The organism is Enterococcus hirae ATCC 9790 (assembly GCF_000271405.2).
GTDB classification, from domain to species: Bacteria; Bacillota; Bacilli; order Lactobacillales; family Enterococcaceae; genus Enterococcus_B; species Enterococcus_B hirae.
On sequence record NC_018081.1, the window covers coordinates 1235579 to 1254928 of the forward strand.

14 protein-coding genes and 1 pseudogene are annotated in these 19350 nt (G+C 39.0%); 13 read left to right on the forward strand and 2 right to left on the reverse strand.

Annotation, left to right across the window (positions count from 1 at the left end; genetic code table 11):
- The first annotated feature begins 30 nt into the window (after nucleotides 1-30).
- The 7 genes from EHR_RS05955 (at nucleotide 31) to EHR_RS05990 (ending at nucleotide 10102) form a co-directional block, all read left to right on the forward strand.
- A complete protein-coding gene (locus EHR_RS05955; protein WP_010737026.1) occupies nucleotides 31-1326 on the forward strand; it encodes an FAD-dependent oxidoreductase in 1296 nt (431 codons plus the stop codon).
- Nucleotides 1316-2776, forward strand: a complete 1461-nt coding sequence (locus tag EHR_RS05960) for a helix-turn-helix domain-containing protein (RefSeq protein WP_010737027.1) — start codon at nucleotides 1316-1318, stop codon at nucleotides 2774-2776. The genes EHR_RS05955 and EHR_RS05960 overlap by 11 nt, the downstream gene beginning before the upstream one ends.
- A gap of 112 nt (nucleotides 2777-2888) precedes the next feature.
- Nucleotides 2889-4385 (forward strand): glycerol kinase GlpK, encoded by a 1497-nt coding sequence (glpK, locus tag EHR_RS05965; protein WP_010737028.1) that lies wholly within the window; start codon nucleotides 2889-2891, stop codon nucleotides 4383-4385.
- 14 nt (nucleotides 4386-4399) lie between these two features.
- The gene (gene glpO / locus EHR_RS05970; RefSeq protein ID WP_010737029.1) at nucleotides 4400-6223 is read left to right on the forward strand and encodes a type 1 glycerol-3-phosphate oxidase; all 1824 of its coding nucleotides are present in this window, start codon (nucleotides 4400-4402) and stop codon (nucleotides 6221-6223) included.
- Nucleotides 6224-6940 (forward strand): MIP/aquaporin family protein, encoded by a 717-nt coding sequence (locus EHR_RS05975; RefSeq protein WP_010720960.1) that lies wholly within the window; start codon nucleotides 6224-6226, stop codon nucleotides 6938-6940.
- Between the two features lie 511 nt (nucleotides 6941-7451).
- Nucleotides 7452-9350, forward strand: coding sequence for an endonuclease MutS2 (locus EHR_RS05985; protein ID WP_010737030.1), 1899 nt, complete (start codon nucleotides 7452-7454; stop codon nucleotides 9348-9350).
- A gap of 203 nt (nucleotides 9351-9553) precedes the next feature.
- Nucleotides 9554-10102, forward strand: coding sequence for a CDP-alcohol phosphatidyltransferase family protein (locus EHR_RS05990; protein WP_010737031.1), 549 nt, complete (start codon nucleotides 9554-9556; stop codon nucleotides 10100-10102).
- Nucleotides 10103-10243: 141 nt separating this feature from the next.
- On the opposite strand, the gene EHR_RS05995 is transcribed toward EHR_RS05990, so the two are convergent.
- Together EHR_RS05995 and EHR_RS06000 are read right to left on the reverse strand one after the other, a co-directional pair.
- Nucleotides 10244-10555: a DsrE family protein gene (locus EHR_RS05995; protein WP_010737032.1), complete on the reverse strand. Its 312-nt coding sequence runs from the start codon at nucleotides 10553-10555 to the stop codon at nucleotides 10244-10246.
- Nucleotides 10556-10567: 12 nt separating this feature from the next.
- Nucleotides 10568-10828, reverse strand: coding sequence for a metal-sensitive transcriptional regulator (locus tag EHR_RS06000; RefSeq protein ID WP_010737033.1), 261 nt, complete (start codon nucleotides 10826-10828; stop codon nucleotides 10568-10570).
- Nucleotides 10829-10997: 169 nt separating this feature from the next.
- Here EHR_RS06000 and EHR_RS06005 point away from each other — a divergent pair, with 169 nt between their 5' ends.
- The 6 genes and pseudogenes from EHR_RS06005 (at nucleotide 10998) to EHR_RS06030 (ending at nucleotide 19336) form a co-directional block, all read left to right on the forward strand.
- Nucleotides 10998-11309, forward strand: a complete 312-nt coding sequence (locus EHR_RS06005; protein ID WP_010737034.1) for a rhodanese-like domain-containing protein — start codon at nucleotides 10998-11000, stop codon at nucleotides 11307-11309.
- Complete coding sequence (locus EHR_RS06010) at nucleotides 11310-12965, forward strand: FAD-dependent oxidoreductase (RefSeq protein WP_010737035.1); 1656 nt, start codon at nucleotides 11310-11312, stop codon at nucleotides 12963-12965.
- 75 nt (nucleotides 12966-13040) lie between these two features.
- On the forward strand, nucleotides 13041-15176 hold the full coding sequence (locus EHR_RS06015) for a HelD family protein (protein WP_010737036.1): 2136 nt from the start codon (nucleotides 13041-13043) through the stop codon (nucleotides 15174-15176).
- 292 nt (nucleotides 15177-15468) lie between these two features.
- Nucleotides 15469-15978, forward strand: coding sequence for a hypothetical protein (locus EHR_RS06020; RefSeq protein WP_010737037.1), 510 nt, complete (start codon nucleotides 15469-15471; stop codon nucleotides 15976-15978).
- Nucleotides 15978-17293, forward strand: a pseudogene (locus EHR_RS06025) (glycosyltransferase family 2 protein). The gene EHR_RS06020 and the pseudogene EHR_RS06025 overlap by 1 nt, the downstream one beginning before the upstream one ends.
- Nucleotides 17294-17464: 171 nt before the next feature.
- Nucleotides 17465-19336 (forward strand): glycosyltransferase, encoded by a 1872-nt coding sequence (locus EHR_RS06030; protein ID WP_010737040.1) that lies wholly within the window; start codon nucleotides 17465-17467, stop codon nucleotides 19334-19336.
- Nucleotides 19337-19350 lie beyond the last annotated feature (14 nt).

The window sequence follows — 19350 nt, forward strand, 5'->3', positions numbered from 1 at the left end:
CAAATAGGCTATTGGAAAAGAGGGAAATGGATGAGGATCGTGATCATTGGTGGTTCTTTTGCGGGGATCTATGCAGCAATTTCTTTGCGAAAAAGTTGTCCTGACAGTGAGATCATACTTTTGGAAAAACAAGACAAGATTGGGTTTATACCGAGTGGACTCAATTTACTGTTAAAAAAGCAACTCACAAGTAAAGAGCAACTTTATTGGTTGACTAAGGAAGAATTGCAAGCGCTATACGCAATTGATGTGCAAGTACGCACGGAAGTCGTTTCACTTGAAATAGCCACGAAGACTGTGTTTATCCAAAATGGGCGACAGCTTACTTTTGATACATTGGTGATTGCAACGGGTTCGAGTCAGCAATTCAAAAATGGAAACAAAAGTACGCAGATCCGCTCTGTTAAAGATATCCACTTAAAAGAATCTTTGGAACAAAGTCTTGCGAAAGCACAAAAAATTGCTGTGATTGGTGCGGGACAAGTAGGACTTGAATTAGCAGAAGGGTTATATCATCAGCAAAAAGAAATCCATCTCTATGAAAGTCGACCAACATTGTTGTTCCGTTATTTCGATCCCGAAATGGTTGAACCGTTAACACATGAGTTATTGCAACGGCATATCCAATTGTTTTTGAATGAACAAGTACAAACGCTCGAAGAAAACGAGCAAGTGGCCGTAGTGACGGATCAAAAAACAGAAAGCTATGATTTAGTTCTGCTAGCGAATCACACGCGTCCAGACCATCATCTCTGGCAAGATCAGTTGAAGCTAAATGAAGATGGTACGATTTGGGTCGATGAGTATTTGCAAACGTCAGCGAAGGATATTTATGCAATCGGTGATGCGATCCAAGTGACGTTCCAACCGACTCAAGAAAAAATGTATGTCTCTTTGGTCAATAATGCACTACGTACGGCACAAGTGGTCAGTCAAACGATTAGTGGCAAACGTACGAAAGATCCGGGAACCTACCGAGCAATTGGAAATCATTGGTTTGGCTATTTTCTAGGAAGTGTCGGGCTAACGGAAGAAGAAAGTATTTTTTATCCGCAGACTGTCCGTAAAACATATTTGCTTGCCCGCTTAGCTGCGACCAATAGTGAAACGGCGAAAATCAAAGTGATGTGCAATGAAAAGGGACAATTACTTGGTGCGCAGTTGCGAAGTCGAGAGGAGATATTCGATTTATTGGATCGATTCACTCTCGCTATTGAGGAAGGCTGGACGTTAGAGAAATTATTCGAACGGGAGTTATTCTTCCAGCCAGAATATCGGTTGCCGCTTCAATTGATAAAGGTGGTTGATACGCTCGATGAAGATTGAACAATTACTAGAGAAAAAAGAGCAGTTGCAAGTGCTGATTCTTAGGGACATGGTGTTGCATGGTGGAACTGTAGGCACGAATCAATTAAGGGAACAAGTCAATCTTTCTAAAACATCATTTGATCAATATATAGCAGAAATCCCAATGATCGGTAGGATGATGGGGAAGAAAGTAGCAATCAAAAGAAATGAATTTCAAGTCACATTAGAGTTGGCTGAAGATGTCAGCTTAGAAAAAATCATTCTATTCTTAGTTCAACAAAGCTTGAAATTCAATCTGCTTGTTTATTTATTAGAACATCACCAAGCATCGATCGTTCGTCTAGCGACAGCGTTTAATATCAGTGAATCTTCTGTCTTTCGTAAGATCAAAGAATTGAATCAGTTACTGCAAGAATTTTCTCTACAAATCAAAAATGGCCAACTCTATGGTGAGGAATTGCAAGTTCGTTATTTCTACTATGTGTTATTCCAATTTATCTCTGAATCACAACGTCCCCTTTTCTTACAACAGACGCCTGATAAAGCGCCACTTATTTTAGGATTGGAGCGAGCCTTAGAAACGACATTCTCTCAAGAGTCAGCTAGTAAAATCGCCTGCTGGCTGGGGATCACTCGTAAACGGCTATTGAGTGAAAAAACGACGTTTGCTACATTGAAAGAAAAGAAAATACTTTACCAAAAGGATCGTTTGTATCAAGCACTTGATCCGGTCATTTCACTTTATTTAAGTCGGACAGCTGCTGAGATCAGTGGCTATGAGCCTTTAATGTTTTACAGTTTTTTTGTCTCGTTTGCTGTGTTATCAGAAGAACATTTTTATCAATATGATTTAACCCGAAGCAAAAAATTACCAACAGCTGTATTAGATACGTACATTAGAGAAACGATGTTGTGGCACTATCGTCCACGAAAGTTGAAGATCAAGGAAGAAAAAGCAGTCGGTTATCAATTAGCTCAAATCGATAATGAGTTTTATTTTTTTCGAGGAGTCATGATGATCTATGAGCCAGAGCATCTCCTGCAACAACAGAAAAAGATGTTAGGCCGCTCCCTTAGTCAATTACTCGAACGATTGAAAGAAACAACGCTGACACAACTACCTGCTAAACAAGGTGAAGAAGCTGCTTTAAGTTATCTCATGATTCAGTATGCCAATATTCTTATGATGATCGATTTTTATATTGCGAAATCGGTCACTATCGGAATCGATATTGAAACATTACCGATTTATCGAGTGGCATTTCAACAATTTTTGTTAAGAGAACTAAAAGGAATCAGTGGAATTGAGATTGAAAATCGACGACCAGGAAAAAAGTATGATTTAGTGATTACATTTAATCAAGAAGATCCTCATCAAAATTATTATTATTTATCAGAGTTTGCTTCAAGCTATGATATCGCAAGGTTAAAGCAAAAAATCGAAGAAGAAAAAAAAGCAAAAAATTAAAAACTGTCAAAAAAACAGAAAATAAATGTTTTTTTGGCAGTTTCTAAAAAATGAATCGGTGTAAGATAAAGATAAATTTAGAAAGCGTTTGCAGATAATGGAGGAGATCAGAATGACAGAATCAACATACATCATGGCGATTGACCAAGGAACGACAAGTTCACGAGCAATTATTTATGACAAAAAAGGTAGACATATCGGTAGTTCGCAAAAAGAATTCACGCAATATTTTCCTAAAGAGAGCTGGGTGGAACATGATGCGAATGAAATCTGGAACTCCGTACAGTCGGTCATTGCAGGAGCATTTATTGAATCTGGGATCAAACTGAATCAAATCGCAGGCATCGGGATCACTAACCAACGTGAAACGACGGTGATCTGGGAAAAAGATACTGGACGTCCGATTTATCATGCTGTGGTCTGGCAATCTCGTCAATCCGCATCAATTGCTGATAATTTAAAAAAGGAAGGCTACCAAGACTTTTTCCATAAAAAAACAGGTTTAGTGATTGATGCCTATTTTTCTGCTACAAAAATACGTTGGATTCTTGACCATGTAGAGGGAGCGCAAGAACGTGCTGAAAAAGGCGAATTGCTTTTTGGTACGATCGATTCATGGCTGGTATGGAAATTAACAGACGGTCAAGCACATGTGACGGATTATTCCAATGCAAGTCGGACGATGTTGTTTAATATTCACGATCTTGATTGGGATCAGGAAATCCTTGATCTCTTGAACATTCCTCGAGCAATGCTGCCAAAACCGACTTCTAATTCAGAAATTTATGGTTATACACAAGGGTATCATTTCTATGGAAGTGAAGTGCCGATTTCTGGGATGGCTGGTGACCAGCAAGCTGCTTTGTTTGGACAAATGGCTTTTGAACCTGGAATGGTCAAAAATACGTATGGTACAGGATCATTTATCGTCATGAATACTGGGGAAGAACCACAACTATCCAAGAACAATCTATTAACGACGATTGGTTATGGAATCAATGGCAAGGTTTACTATGCACTGGAAGGGAGCATTTTCGTAGCAGGTTCTTCCATCCAATGGTTGCGAGATGGGTTGCAAATGTTACAAAAAGCAAGTGATTCCGAAGAGGCAGCAAAACGTTCCACAAGTGAGGATGAAGTCTATGTCGTGCCAGCATTTGTTGGGTTAGGGGCACCTTATTGGGATCAAGCTGCGAGAGGTTCGATGTTTGGGTTGACACGTGGGACGACCAAAGAAGACATTATCAAAGCAACCTTACAATCGATTGCATACCAAGTAAGAGATATCATTGATACGATGCAAGAAGACACAGGGATCAAAATACCAGTCTTGAAGGTCGATGGTGGAGCAGCGAATAATGAATATTTGATGCAATTTCAGACAGATATTTTAAATATTCCGATCCAACGAGCAGAAAATCTGGAAACTACGGCATTAGGTGCGGCATTTCTAGCTGGTTTAGCGGTTGGTTTTTGGAAAGATACAGATGAAATCAGAGAATTTTATGAAGCGGGCAAGATGTTTGAAGTAGAGATGCCTGAAGAGCGTAGAGAAAAATTATATGGCGGTTGGAAAAAAGCGGTAGTAGCAACACAAGCATTTGAGTAAAGGGAGGGAATGTCATGTTTTCAAGAGGAACAAGACAAGAAAGTATTGAAAAAATGCAACACGAAAAGTTGGATCTGCTGATTATTGGTGGCGGTATCACAGGGGCTGGTGTGGCGCTTCAAGCCGCTGCATCAGGAATTAAAACGGGGCTAATCGAGATGCAAGACTTTGCAGAAGGTACTTCTTCACGCTCCACAAAATTAGTACACGGAGGGATTCGTTATCTTAAAACTTTTGACGTCGAAGTTGTAGCAGATACTGTAGGCGAACGAGCGGTGGTCCAAGGTATTGCGCCACACATTCCAAAACCTGATCCAATGTTACTACCGATCTATGAAGATGAGGGGGCAACGACGTTTAATATGTTTTCAGTCAAAGTGGCAATGGATCTCTACGATAAATTGGCAAATGTGACTGGAACAAAATATGAAAACTATACGCTGACACCAGAAGAAGTGTTAGAACGAGAACCATTTTTGAAAAAAGAAGGGTTAAAGGGCGCTGGTGTTTATCTAGATTTTCGGAACAATGATTCACGTTTAGTGATCGATAACATCAAAAAAGCAGCAGAAGATGGCGCTTACCTAGTAAGTAAAATGAAAGCGATTGGCTTTTTATATGAAGGAGATCAAATCGTGGGTGTCAAAGCACGTGATCTGCTAACGGATCAAGTCGTGGAAATCCACGCAAAAATAGTGATCAACACAAGTGGTCCATGGGTCGATAAAATCCGTAACTTGAATTTCAAACGTGCGGTATCACCTAAGATGCGACCAACCAAAGGTGTTCATCTAGTCGTAGATGCTAAAAAACTGCCTGTTCCACAACCAACATATTTTGACACGGGCAAACAAGATGGCCGAATGGTTTTTGCCATTCCACGAGAAAATAAAACGTATTTTGGAACGACAGATACGGACTATCAAGGGGACTATACGGATCCAAAAGTAACGCAAGAAGATGTGGACTATTTATTAGATGTCATCAATCATCGTTACCCAGATGCAAACATCACCCTCGCAGACATCGAATCAAGTTGGGCAGGGTTACGCCCATTATTGATCGGTAATTCTGGTTCTGACTATAACGGTGGTGACAACGGCTCTATTTCAGATAAAAGCTTTAGCAAAGTCGTTGATACGGTTACTGAATATAAAGAAAACAAGGCTTCTCGGTTAGAAGTAGAGGATGTATTGAATCATTTAGAAAACAGCCGTGATGAAAAAGCCCCTTCTTCGATTTCTCGAGGTAGCTCATTAGAACGTGAATCGGATGGTTTGGTGACACTATCAGGTGGGAAGATCACAGACTACCGTAAGATGGCGGAGGGAGCACTAAAATTAATCCGCCAGTTGTTGAAAGATGACTACCGGATGTCAGTAAAAGAAATCGATTCGAAACATTATCCCGTTTCTGGAGGAGATTTTGATCCAACAAAACTGGAAGAAACTGTGGAAGAATTGACAAAAATCGGAGTTGAATCTGGTTTAGCAGAAGCTGATGCAAAATACATTGCAGATTTTTATGGAACCAATGCGAAAAAGATTTTTGCTTTGGCAAAAGAAATGACACCGTATGAAGGACTAAGTTTAGCTGAATCTGCTCGTTTACGTTATGGGTTAGAAGAAGAAATGGTATTAGCACCAGGCGACTACTTGATTCGCCGCACGAATCACTTGTTGTTTGAACGTGATCAACTTGATGCAATCAAACAACCGATCATTGATGCCATTGCGTCTTACTTCGCTTGGTCAGCAGAAGAGAAGAAGCGTCAAGAAGCTCATTTAGAAGAATTGATCGCAGAGTCGGATCTACGTGAATTGAAGGGGGAAAAATAGATGAGTGCAGAAATGACGCAGATCATGGGAGAATTTATTGGTACGATGATTTTAGTTTTACTTGGTGATGGGGTATGTGCTGCGGTTAACTTGAACAAGAGTAAAGCCCAAGCTTCTGGTTGGATCGTGATTGCTTTCGGTTGGGGACTAGCCGTTACAATGGCTGTCTATATTTCCGGATTTATGGGACCTGCTCATTTGAATCCAGCCGTATCTTTAGCGATGGCGATGACCGGTGCAATTGGCTGGAACCTAGTGATTCCGTTTATTATTGCGCAAATGTTAGGTGCGATCGTCGGTGCTGTTTTAGTTTGGTTGACGTATTTACCACATTGGAGTGTGACAAAAGACCAAGGCGCAATTTTAGGTACATTTGCGACAGGTCCTGCCATTCGAAATTATCCAGCGAACTTTATCACCGAGTTGATCGGTACTTTCGTTTTAGTACTAGGACTATTAGCGTTTGGACAAAACTCATTTGCCGATGGTACGAATGTCTTTGCTGTCGGAGGTTTGATCTTAGCAATCGGTCTTTCCCTAGGAGGACCAACTGGCTATGCGATCAACCCAGCTCGTGACCTAGGTCCACGTCTGACCCATGCGATTCTACCAATTGCAAACAAAGGAAACTCAGACTGGGGCTATTCATGGATACCAGTAGTAGCGCCAATGGTCGGAGCTGTCGTGGCTGTGGGCATGTATATGTTGATGGTATAAAAAGGCGGTAAAGTGTGTTATTCATTAATAAATAATCTAAAAAACGGTAAAATAGTTCTTCTATTTTATCGTTTTTTAGCACTTGACAAAGAACAGCATTTTAAAAATGGGTTATTGAAGATCGCAAAATCAACGGGGTGCTTTGCTGACAACCAGAAAATTTTTTTAGATTTGTTCATGGGTCTTGATTGAACTAACCAGAGTGAAATAAAGGGCTTTCGTTTTTGATTGACAGTGACAGCTAAACTTGCTATAGTGAATTTGAAAATAAATAAAACCTAGATGAATGAGGTATTTTGATGAGTGTAGCAGGTATCTAACGTAGTAAGTTGAATAGCCAATAGAGCCGTAAGCTTATTTGGCATGCTTATAGATGATACCTGTCATTTCATAACCAACAATTCTATTAATGAGGGATGGGGCGCGTCTTATTTGAGATGTTCCTCATCTTTTTATTTTTCCTAGGTCTTATTTATTTTAGGACAGGTATCTCTTCAAAAAAGGAGAGAATATGAAACAAACAATCGATAAATTACAATTTAATCAAATCAAAGAAGAAGTGAAAAAACGAGCTATTGGACAATATAGCAAAAAGCGTATCGAAGAAATGACCCCGCAAACTAATCTACAGACAGTCAAAAATCGCCAAGAAGAAACAAAAGAAGCGCGACAAATCTTAGAAAGTCAGCAACACGTTCCCTTTATGGGATTGACACGGATTGATGCGTTGACTTCCCAAGTGAAAAAAGGCTTTTTACTGACACCAACTGAATTGATCGAGTATGCAGACTTTTTAAGAAGTAGTCGAATGATCCGTCGTTTTTTTGAAAAAAATCAATATCAAACACCCTTGTTGCATGTGTATAGTAAGAATATGCCTGATTTGTCGATGGTCGAAGAGTTGATCTATCAACAAATCAAGAACCAAAAAGTGAGTGATGAAGCCTCACGAAATTTACGGAAAGTACGAAAACAATTACAATTAACAGAAAAAGAAATCCAGGATCGTCTTTTAAAGTTTCTAAGACATCCGCATAACAAAGAAATGATCCAAGAAGCAATGATTGTTCAAAAAGGCGATCACTATACGATCCCAATCAAAGCTAGTTATAAAAATAAAGTGCCAGGCACGATTATTGAACAGTCAAATAAAGGGACGACCGTCTTTATTGAACCAACGGCTGTGGAAAAAGCGAGTATGAATTATCAATTGTTAAAAGCAGAAGAAATAGCAGAAGAATATCAAGTTTTAGCTTATTTGACTGGTGCTTTAGCAGAACAAGAACAAGCAATCGATTTGATTATCGAAACGATTACTAGATTAGATATCATTTTCGCCAGAGGGAAGTATAGTCGAGAAATACATGGTGTGACACCACGGATCAATCAATCAGAATACATCAAGATCAAACAAGGAAGGCATCCACTGATCCAAGGGAAGGCTGTTCCGTTAGACTTTGAACTTGGTAAAGACTATCGAGGATTAGTGATCACTGGAGCGAATGCAGGTGGTAAGACTGTCGTATTAAAGACAGTGGGGTTATTGACGTTGATGGCGATGTTTGGTTTACAGGTTCCGGCAGCCGAAGGAACAGAGCTAGCTGTTTTCGATGAGATTTTTGTGGATATTGGCGATCAGCAAACGATCGAGAATGCGTTAAGTACGTTTTCTGGTCATATGCAAAATATTGCTGAGATGTTACGCAAGGTGAGTAGAAATACCCTTGTATTACTTGATGAGATCGGCAGTGGCACAGAACCTAATGAAGGAGCGGCGCTAGCAGTTGCTATCATGGAAGCCATGTATGAACAAGGGGCATTGATCGTTGCAACTACTCATTATGGCGAAATCAAAAAATTTGCGAATGATCATGAAGATTTTATTCCAGCCGCAATGGCATTTGATAAAGAAGCATTGAAACCTAAATACCTTCTTCAAGTGGGGGAAACAGGAGAAAGCCAAGCGCTATGGATCGCTCAAAAAATGAACATGTCGCAAACCTTGATCGAACAAGCCCAATATTATATCCAGCATAAAGCTTATCGGACAACCAAAAAAGTGTTTCAGACAACGAAAGTAAACGTGCCTAGGACGAAGACACAAGTGCAGCAATTTTCGAAAGGGGATCGGGTATATTCTGCGGTCCACCAACAAGAAGCCTTAGTTTATGAAGATACAGCAGAAGAAACGGTTACGATTTTCTTGGATAAAGAGTTAATCAATGTCCCACGAAAACGTCTCACGTTAAAGATGTCAGCAGAAAAGTTATATCCAGTCGGTTATGAATTAGACCATTTGTTTACAGACTTTCAAACTAGAAAATGGCAAAGAGATCTAGCGCGAGGATCGAAAAAAGCGCATAAAAAATTAGCCAAAGAAGCTAAAGAACGACGAGAAAAAAGAGACTAGGGGTTAAATGAAGACATTGTTTTAAAGAGGAATAGCCAATAGCTCTCGTCTTTTTTTGACAGTCGTTCCAGTAGTTTTTACGATCCAAGTATGTGAATAGCTAAATTGGAGAGTTACTCATGACTTTAGACAACGGGAAAAAATTGGCACTTTTACCGATTTAGGTTAAAATGGAACAAAGTTTATTTAGGGAGATGTCATGGATGAAACTGACTTCGAATTGGCGAAAAGAAATAGGAACGATCCCTAATCTCTTATCAATTTTTCGTGTGGTTCTTTTGCCGTTTTATTTTTACTTTGTTTTAGAGCAATCGTTTATGCTTGCCGGTATCTTGATTGCTCTATCAGGAATCACTGACTTTTTAGATGGATTTATTGCTCGTAAGTTCAACCAAATCACGGAATTGGGGAAATTATTAGATCCAGTGGCAGACAAGTTGACGCAACTGGTCTTGATCCTTTCCATGGATTGGTATCGACCGATGATTTGGTGGATATTCGGTTTATTTCTGATCAAAGAAGGGTTCATGTTTTTTGCTGGTATCATTGGATTGAGAAAAAATGTGAAATTAGATGGGGCAAAATGGTATGGGAAATTAGCAACTGCGGTCATTTACGCAGGCATGGTGCTTTTACTGTTGTTTCCCGAACTTCCTGCGATCTGGGTCAATTGGATCTTTGGATTGATCACTTATAGCTTGCTTCAATCCTTCGTTTTGTATATCCGTGAATATCATAAACTATTGAATTAAGAGAGTAATGTCTCAAATACAAATAAAAGAACTCAAGCCAAGGAAGTGGTTTGAGTTCTTTTACTTGATGAGGGGATGGATTTCCGCTCATTGTTTTATTTTCCATAGGAGAACCTTGCTTAACTCTCGAAGCTAGTAGTCTTAAGGTTTGATATAAGCATAGCCTTTTTCTTGTAATTCAATGAGGTCTAAAATACCAGCTGGTACCACGATGACCTTTTCAGGCAAGGATTCTGTACTGATGTGATTGCCACGTAGCGCATTAGCACAAGCGTGGAAGGTAACCCCTAAAGCAAGAAATTCTTCATTTGCTGGATCAAGGTAGCCGGTGATGCCTTCACCGTTGACACTAACCACAATCGTCGTTTCAGGAGCGATTTTCAATAGGTTCTTGACGTTATTCATCGTTTCATGCCACTTTCTCGTTTCATCGATATGAAAAACAACTCTCATTTGAGTCTCTCCTTATTTTTTGATGATCAAGTTGATTGCTTGTTCCATTTTTTTGGCTTGCTCTTCTGCGCTGTTTTCTGGATGCTCCAAACAGTCTTTTAAGTTTTCTGCCACGATCATTCCCATGACACGATCAATGCTAGAACGAACGGCACTTAATTGTGTGATAATTGCCATACAGTCTTTCTCTTCTTCAATCATCTTTTGGATGCCGCGAATTTGTCCTTCTGTTCGTTTTAGTCGATTGATGATGTTCTTGTCATTGATTTCCATTTGAAAACCTCCTTTATGCTTCTAGTGAGATGATACCCTATGTAGGTATATTTTGTAAATAATTATGTCGATTTGAAAAAGCTAGAATTTGAATAGTTGACAATTCTCTCTTTTTTGTGTTGAATATACCCCATAAGGTATTTACAAAAATAAAAAGGTGGAAATCAAGATGTCACTATTTCAAACAGTCAAATCAATCTCAACAGCGGAATTAAAAGAAAAATTGAATGGTTCTATTCAGTTGCTCGATGTAAGAACACCAGCAGAATACCGAGGGGGGCATATCAGACAAGCGAAAAATATTCCACTTCAACGTATTCTAAGTTTTAAAGGAAAACAAGAAGCGCCTGTCTATGTCATCTGTCAATCGGGAATGCGGAGCAAACAAGCTACGAAAGAGTTGAAGAAAATGGGGTATGATGTTATCAATGTACGTGGTGGGATGAATCAATGGTTTGAACCAACAGTAGGAGGGAAATAAATGAAAATTGTTATTGTCGGCGGGGTAGCAGGGGGGATGTCTGCTGCCACTAGATTACGTCGTTTAAAAGAAGATGCTGAAATTGTCGTGTTTGAAAAAGGACCGTATGTCTCATTTGCCAATTGCGGGTTACCTTATTATCTCTCTGGTGAGATCAGTGAGAGAGAGAATCTTTTGGTACAAACACCAGAATCATTGGCTGCTCGTTTTCAATTAGATGTGCGTCCCAATCATGAAGTCACAGCCGTTTATCCAGATGAAAAGAAAGTTGAAGTTTTATCTGACGGGAAAAAATGGCAGGAGAGTTATGATGTATTGCTTCTTTCCCCAGGGGCAAAACCAGTCAGACCAGCTATTTCAGGATTAGCAGAAGCCAAAAATGTTTATACTGTTAGAAATGTACCGGATATTGATATGGTAATGAATGCTCTTGAAGAACAACCCAAAAAAGCTGTCGTAGTAGGGGCAGGATTTATCGGATTGGAAATGGCAGAGAATTTAAAAAAACGTGGACTGGCAGTTTCAATTGTAGAACTGGCACCACATGTCCTGCCTTCTTTAGATGAAGAAATGGCGGTGCATATCCAAAATGAACTCATTAAACAAGGCGTCCATGTCCAAACAAAACGTTCTGTCACTGCTTTTGAACATGGTGGCAAGCAGTTACGATTAGATGATGGCACAACGATCGATTCTGATTTAACGATCCTCTCAGTAGGCGTTCAGCCAGACAGTACATTGGCAAAAATGGCTGGACTTGAAACAGGGCTGCGTGGTGGGATCGTAGTCAATGAACACTACCAAACAAGTGATCCTTCCATCTATGCGGTGGGAGATGCCATCGTTGTCAAACAACAAATTACAGGTGCCGATGCGTTGATTTCTCTTGCTTCTCCTGCTAACCGTCAAGGGCGACAAGCAGCAGATAATATAGCGGGAATCGTTCGTAACAATCGAGGAAGTCTTGGTACGTCAATTGTGCGGGTCTTTGACCTTGCTGCCGCTTCTACTGGATTAACAGAAAGAATGGCCCAACAAGCCAACTTACCTTTCTCAGTAGTCCATGTTTCTGGGAAAGACCATGCTAGTTACTATCCTGAAGCTACAGATATTTTGTTAAAACTGATCTTTCATCCTAAGACAGGTGAAATCTATGGTGCACAAGGAGTCGGTGCCAAAGGTGTTGATAAACGAATCGATAGTTTAGCCACAGCCATCAAAGGACAACTAACGATTTTTGATTTACCGGAATTAGAATTTACCTATGCGCCACCTTTTGGTTCTGCGAAAGATCCAGTGAACATGTTGGGATATGTGGCCATGAATGTCGCAGAAGGGCTAAGCGAGACGATCCAATGGCATGAATTGCCAGAAGCACTTGCACAAGGAAAAATCTTACTCGATGTTCGTAATGAAGGCGAGTTGCAAAACGGTGCTTTTAAAGATGCGCTGAATATTCCTTTAAATGATTTACGCTGTCGATTGGCGGAATTAGACCGTGAGAAAGAATACATTGTCAGCTGTCATAGTGGACTTCGTAGTTACTTAGCAGAACGTATCTTGAAACAAGCAGGCTTTCATGTCCAAAATCTCGATGGCGCCTTTGCTTTGTATCACGCTGTTCGTCCAGAAGACTTGATTTATCCAGAAAAATAGAGCTTTGCCTTGCATTCTTAGTAAAATGGCGCTAGACTGGTTAGTTCTACTACTTCGAATCAAAGGAGAATGTGTATGGTCAACACACGAAATTTAGAAGAAGCCTATCTAGCGTCAGTTTATCGGCAATTACTAGAAAAGCAGGAAGAGTATCAGCAACTATTACAAGAAACCAGTGCGTACGGTCGGGACTCTCTACAAACGATGTCTGAAGATATTCGGATCAATTTTGAAAGTTATTTAGACAATCTTGATACGTATTCACTGATCGAGATGAAAAATCGCGAAATCGATCAATTGAATCTCAAGATTCAATCAGCTAATGAGACTTTGAAAAAAATCGAACGGCTATTGATGAGTCCCTATTTTGGGAAGATCGAAATTGATTTTTTAGAGGAAGAAGCACAAGGAAAAAACAGTCACGAAGCTTTTTATATTGGGACGGCTAACTTTACCAATGATGAAGATGAAACCTTGGTTTATGATTGGCGTTCGCCGATTGCTTCTCTTTTTTATAACAACGATTTAGGTCATTCTTCTTATTTAGTGAATCAAAACCAAATTGAGGTAATGATCCATGAGCGACGTCAATTTATCATCAAAAAAGATCAATTGCTCCACTTTTTTGACACCTCGGTAGCAATCCAAGATGATGTCTTACTTGATGCTTTAGAACAAAGTGAGACGTCAGAGATGAAGGCAATCACGGCTACGATCCAATCCGAACAAAATACGATCATCCGAGACACTACAAGCCAAAATATCTTAGTCAATGGCGTTGCAGGCAGTGGGAAAACCTCAACGATCATGCAACGAATTGCTTATTTGCTTTATCAATACCGAAACCAACTTTCTGCGGATGATTTGCTGATTTTGTCACCGAACCATCAATTTATTGATTATATCGGTAAGGTATTACCTTCGTTAGGTGAAAATAATCCGTTGAATGTCACGATGATTCAGTTGGTGGATCAACTTTTTTTAGGGAATGTTGAGTCAGAAAAAGCTTATTTTCAACGGATTACGCAGACGGATGTGGATGACCAGACAGCAGTTCTCAGAAGTCAGGCATTTATGAAGCAGATCGAGCAAGCGACTTCCTTGTTTACTAAACAGGCTGATTTCTTTTTAGCCATCAAAAAGAAGGAAAAAATCGTGATCTCAAAAGAAGTGATCAAAAAAATCTATGATAGCACGCCCGATTACCCGAATCTAAGAGAAAAACTTCAAGCGACTAAAGACCGATTGTTGCGCTACTGGGAAAAGCAATTGCTGAAACAAGCAGGTAGTGACGCCATTAAAGATCAATTATTATCCTTACCAGAAGAGATGCAACAACAGTATTTCCAACAGTTGATCACCGATGAATCGCCAGAAAAATTAGTCAGTTATGGCAAACAATTGCTTCAAAGAAAATATCGAACAGTAACGAAACAAATCAAACAGATGGCATGGGTCGATGAACAATTTTTATTTGAGGAGATTTATCAAAGTTACACTGGGAATAAGTATCAGCGAACAACTCCTTGTACATTAGATGAAGCCGTCGCACGTTTGCATGTGCGCCATCTGCTGATCGAAAAAATCACCCAAGTCAAAAAGTTCGTGTTGATCGATGAGGTGCAAGACTATACAAGTGCGCAACTTTTGCTCTTGTTAAACATCTTCCCCAACGCTCGCTTTACACTCGTAGGAGATGAAAATCAGGGGATTTTTAATTCCACGACTTCTTTTGAAGCAATTGAAAGCTATTTTTCAACGGCTGGACGATCTGTGACGAGATATGATTTATTGAATAGTTATCGTTCAAGCGGGGCAATCACGACTCTCTTTACCCAATATTCAGGGGAAAAAGAAAAGATCGCTATTGTTCCCGTTCGTCCTTATGGGGAAGAGCCGGAATTTGTGACTGCAGCGACTTTTGATCAGTGGCTCAGTCAGGTCAATGAACGACAACAGCACACAGGTGAACAATTAACAGTTATTACGTTGGAAGAACAGCAAGCCGCAATGATACAACAAAAAGTAGAGCGGAACAATCAGCTGAACATCCAAGTACGCCCATTGAGTCTTTCTAAAGGACTCGAATTTGATCACGTACTGATTTATCTAACAGCTGAACCGAATACCCCACGTGAAAGAAGGCAAATGTACACGGCTATATCTCGAGCAATGAAAACTGTCGTTATTTCTTTGGTAACAGATCAATAGAGAAAAAACAAGTTATCTTTAGTGAGACTCGCTAAGATAACTTGTTTTATATTTTTATTATTTTAGTTATTTTAATTTATTAAGAAAACCTTAACGTCAAGATCAAATCTCATACATATTTCAAGAAACAAGCTACTATTAAATAAACAAAATTAAATAAACACAATAAAAGTAAAGTATAAGTAAAGGGTAGTTGGTCATTTGATGAATTGTTCGTCTAGCTGTCATCATCAAAAAATGTAAAGGTTTTTATAAAAGGGGACTAAATTTATTTTTTAAAGGTGGGAGAAAAATGAATACTCGAATAAAACGTGAAGAAGTAGCAACTCTTTTGATTAAGGATAAGTTTTTTGCCAAAGGAAATCGACGGTTAAAAATCAAGCAATGGATTGTTGCGATTCTAGGATGGTGTGGCGTGATTTTTCCATTTATTTGGGTAACTATTTCGTTTCGGGCTTCAATGAAAGGGAGAGGATTACAATGGCATTCGTTTCCGGAAGAACGAAAAACGTTTTCTTTTTTGTTGCTATTTTTAGCGGTTGCTTTTTTAGGCTTTGTTCTTTTATTCTTATTCATGACTCGTTGGAATAATCGTCGTTACCAAACGATGCTAAGAAGTGAAAAAATGTATGATGAAGAAAAATTAGAAAAGCGTCGAGATATTTTAGAAACGGAATTCAGCATGCGCTTTGGACCTAAGGAAGAGCGTGAAGCGGTTTGCTATTACGTAGTATCAGAAGAGCAAAATCTTGAAAAAGATTTGATCGAAAACCTCTACAAAAACGAGGGGGTCGAACTCTAATGGTCAGAGTCATTCATACAGGTAATGAACTACTGGATTTTGTAGCTACGATCATTTATTTTATCCTTGTTTCTTACCCAATCCTTGGTAGTTTTGCATGGTTTATTGGGGTATTATGCTATTCGTTTTTATTTAAATATAAGCACATTGATTGGGCGGAGATTCCGACAGAGGTCGAACCGTTTATCACGATCATGGTACCGGCCCACAATGAAGAAGTGGTGAAGAAGTGGTGATTGAAGACACAATCGATTATTTAATGACAAAAATCAATTATGGGAATTATGAAGTGTTAGTGACAGATGATGGTTCAACGGACGAAACCCCGGCAATATTAGCTCGTTTACAAAAAAAATACCCCAAATTACGAGTGATCCGCATTGATAAAAATAAGGGGAAAGCTCACGCATTTGATATTGGGATGGCTTTTGCCAAAGGTCGGTTGATCTTAAGCAATGATGCGGATACGGTACCTGAACCAGATGCTTTGTCAAATTATGTGAATTACTTTATTCGCCCTGGTGGTAGAAATATCTCTGCTGTTACTGCCAATATGGACGTGAAAAATCGTACGTCTTTACTTGGAAAATCCCAGACTGTTGAATTTTCGAGCATCGTAGGGATCATCAAACGAACACAAGCAGGTGTACTTGGCGGTCTTTATGCGTACAGTGGGGCAAATACCATGTATCGAAAAGACGCATTGATCGATGTTGGCGGCTTTCGTCAAGATCGGGCGACAGAAGATATCAGTATTGCGTGGGATCATCAGCTGAATGGCTGGATCTCGGTGTTTGCGCCAACCATCATATTTTTTATGGAAGTTCCAGTAAGTTTGCCGATGCTTTATCGTCAGAGAAAACGTTGGGCAAAAGGGGGGACGGAAGTCTGGTTGACGAATTTTAAAAAAGTCCTCTTCCATCCTTTTGAAAATATCGGCAGGACGTTCATGTTTATTGATCAAACTTTTAGTATTATTTGGTCGTTGTTCTTTTGTATTTCATTTTTCGTTTTTATTATTTTAATGGGTATTTATCTTTATCAAGGAAATTTTGAACAAATCTATCGGACATTGACGATTAGTTTTCTGTTTGTTTGCTTCGAAATGATCTCAGGCATCATTCAACTGATTGCATCTTTGGTGGTAGACGATCAAGGAAGAAAATTGAAATATATGTTATTTGCCCCATTGTATATGTTGTTATTCTGGATGGTCAATGCGATCACCATCATGACGACCTTTATCCCAGCAATCAAAACGATTTTAGGATACGGAAGCGGCACATGGAAAAGTCCAGAACGAAAAAGTGAATGATGCAACTGAAAAGGACTAGCAAACAAGTGACTGTAGCAGAAGACGAAAGCCGTCTTTTACTACAGTCTTTTTGGTTACATAACTAACTAAATGATTCAGAGAAACCGTTTACTAACTGTTTTTTATAATAACCATTATAATGTTTAATATAAACATAAAGGAGGAGATAATGTGGAATTGTACTATCTGACGGGGGTGTTTTTAATAATTATATTGTTGTATTTGTTGGCAAAAAAATATGATTTTGTCAAACAACTTTTTTCAAAGATCACGATTACTTTTTTAGTTGTTTATTTGATATGGCGCTTGTTTTATACCATACCAATAGATAGTTCTGTTTCTTTAATATTTGGGATCATTCTTTACATTGCAGAATTTATCGGGTTATTTGTCTACGGTTTTTTTATTTACCTATTTTCGAATAAATTGTCAAATGAACATCTCTATGAGGCCTATGACGAGAGTTTTCAACCAAGTGTTGCGGCGTTTATTTGTACGTATAACGAAAATAGTAAATTAGTGATCGCCACGGCTTTGGCTGTCAAAGCGTTACGATATCCCAATAAAAAAATATATATTTGCGATGATGGTCATCGTGAGGAATTAAAAGAGATGGCAGAACGTTTTTCCATCGGTTATTTATCACGAGAGGGCAATGAGCATGCGAAAGCTGGCAACATCAACTATGCACTCTCACAAACGACTAGTGACCTCGTACTACTATTGGATGCAGATTTTATTGTCAAAAAAAATATCATTTTTGAAGCCGTTAATTATTTCAAAAATCCTAAAATGGCACTCGTTCAATATCCTCAAACCTTCTATAATAAAGATCCATTTCAGCTTTTAAGAAATTCCTTTTATAATGAGCAAGAATTATTTATGCGTTTTTTGGAGCCAGCTCTTTCTCGAGAAAACGCCCTGATCCATATCGGGACAAATGCAATTATTAGAAGAAGTGCTTTAGAAGAAATCGGTGGGGTTCCAACGAATAGTATTACAGAAGACATTGCGACAGGGATGTTGTTACAAAATGCCGGCTACGAGACCCTCTTTATCAACAAGGCTTATGCATTGGGAATTACCCCTTATACAGCGAAAGAACTAGCTTCCCAACGCTCGCGTTGGGCACAAGGTACGAAGCAGATTTTTGACCACTTCAAGCCACGAAAGTTAAAAGGGTTGTCATTGATGCAAAAATTATGTTATTACAACTCTTATTTGTATTGGTTTACTTCTTTCCAGAAAATTATTTTTTTATTAGCGCCTACGCTGTTTATGGTTTTTGATATTTTTCTTGTTAGAAGTAACAACCATCAATTGTTACTATTCTTTTTACTGCCGTTTGTTATGATCACCTTATCCTTTAGGTTATACGTGCCTAAAATAAGAAATCTAACGAGTTCTCACATTTATGACTGCTTTGTGGCACCGATCCACACAGGAGCATTATTAAAAGAATTTTTCAAACCACAAAAGAAATTCAACGTAACGAAAAAAGAAATTGTCGGGAGTAACGCATTTGATTGGCGTACGGTGTTCCCGCATATCGTTCTTTTTTGCTGGATTCTTTTTGCTTGTATCATTGCTCTTTATCGATTGATTCGTGGGGAAGGCTATGAATTTGGTTATATTGTTACGTTAGTATGGTCAGTCTATAATCTTTATGGCTTGTTTTATGCCATCACGATCGGTAAAAACCGAGATATCGAAAGTGACAGTGAAGCATTAAGTATTACAGTCAATCGTCAGTTATCCTATGATTCGAAAATTTTTGAGATGTATCAAATGAGTTTTAATGGCTTTCGGATCAGAACTGGTGGGGAATCATTCATTCCGGGAGAAAACTATATGTTTGTTGATCAACAACAAGGGTTGCAGATTACTTCAGTGTGTCGAGAAACACAGGAAGCTTACACCACTTTCTCATTTGAAGATTTGACCCCACAATCAGCGGAAGAACTAGCGAGTTATTATAGTGACCAGCTGAATGCTGCCAAACAACTAGAATTTGATATGGAAGATGATTTAGTAGAAAGCTAAAAAAGAAGAATCAC

Excerpts from the sequence above, each read along its gene's own strand:
- EHR_RS05985 (WP_010737030.1), top strand. The coding sequence starts at position 7,452 with ATGAAACAAACAATCGATAAATTACAATTTAATCAAATCAAAGAAGAA.
- EHR_RS05955 (WP_010737026.1), top strand. The coding sequence starts at position 31 with ATGAGGATCGTGATCATTGGTGGTTCTTTTGCGGGGATCTATGCAGCA.
- EHR_RS06015 (WP_010737036.1), top strand. The coding sequence starts at position 13,041 with ATGGTCAACACACGAAATTTAGAAGAAGCCTATCTAGCGTCAGTTTAT.
- EHR_RS05995 (WP_010737032.1), bottom strand. The coding sequence starts at position 10,555 with ATGAGAGTTGTTTTTCATATCGATGAAACGAGAAAGTGGCATGAAACG.
- EHR_RS06010 (WP_010737035.1), top strand. The coding sequence starts at position 11,310 with ATGAAAATTGTTATTGTCGGCGGGGTAGCAGGGGGGATGTCTGCTGCC.
- EHR_RS05990 (WP_010737031.1), top strand. The coding sequence starts at position 9,554 with ATGAAACTGACTTCGAATTGGCGAAAAGAAATAGGAACGATCCCTAAT.
- glpO (WP_010737029.1), top strand. The coding sequence starts at position 4,400 with ATGTTTTCAAGAGGAACAAGACAAGAAAGTATTGAAAAAATGCAACAC.
- EHR_RS05960 (WP_010737027.1), top strand. The coding sequence starts at position 1,316 with ATGAAGATTGAACAATTACTAGAGAAAAAAGAGCAGTTGCAAGTGCTG.
- EHR_RS06000 (WP_010737033.1), bottom strand. The coding sequence starts at position 10,828 with ATGGAAATCAATGACAAGAACATCATCAATCGACTAAAACGAACAGAA.
- glpK (WP_010737028.1), top strand. The coding sequence starts at position 2,889 with ATGACAGAATCAACATACATCATGGCGATTGACCAAGGAACGACAAGT.
- EHR_RS06020 (WP_010737037.1), top strand. The coding sequence starts at position 15,469 with ATGAATACTCGAATAAAACGTGAAGAAGTAGCAACTCTTTTGATTAAG.
- EHR_RS05975 (WP_010720960.1), top strand. The coding sequence starts at position 6,224 with ATGAGTGCAGAAATGACGCAGATCATGGGAGAATTTATTGGTACGATG.
- EHR_RS06005 (WP_010737034.1), top strand. The coding sequence starts at position 10,998 with ATGTCACTATTTCAAACAGTCAAATCAATCTCAACAGCGGAATTAAAA.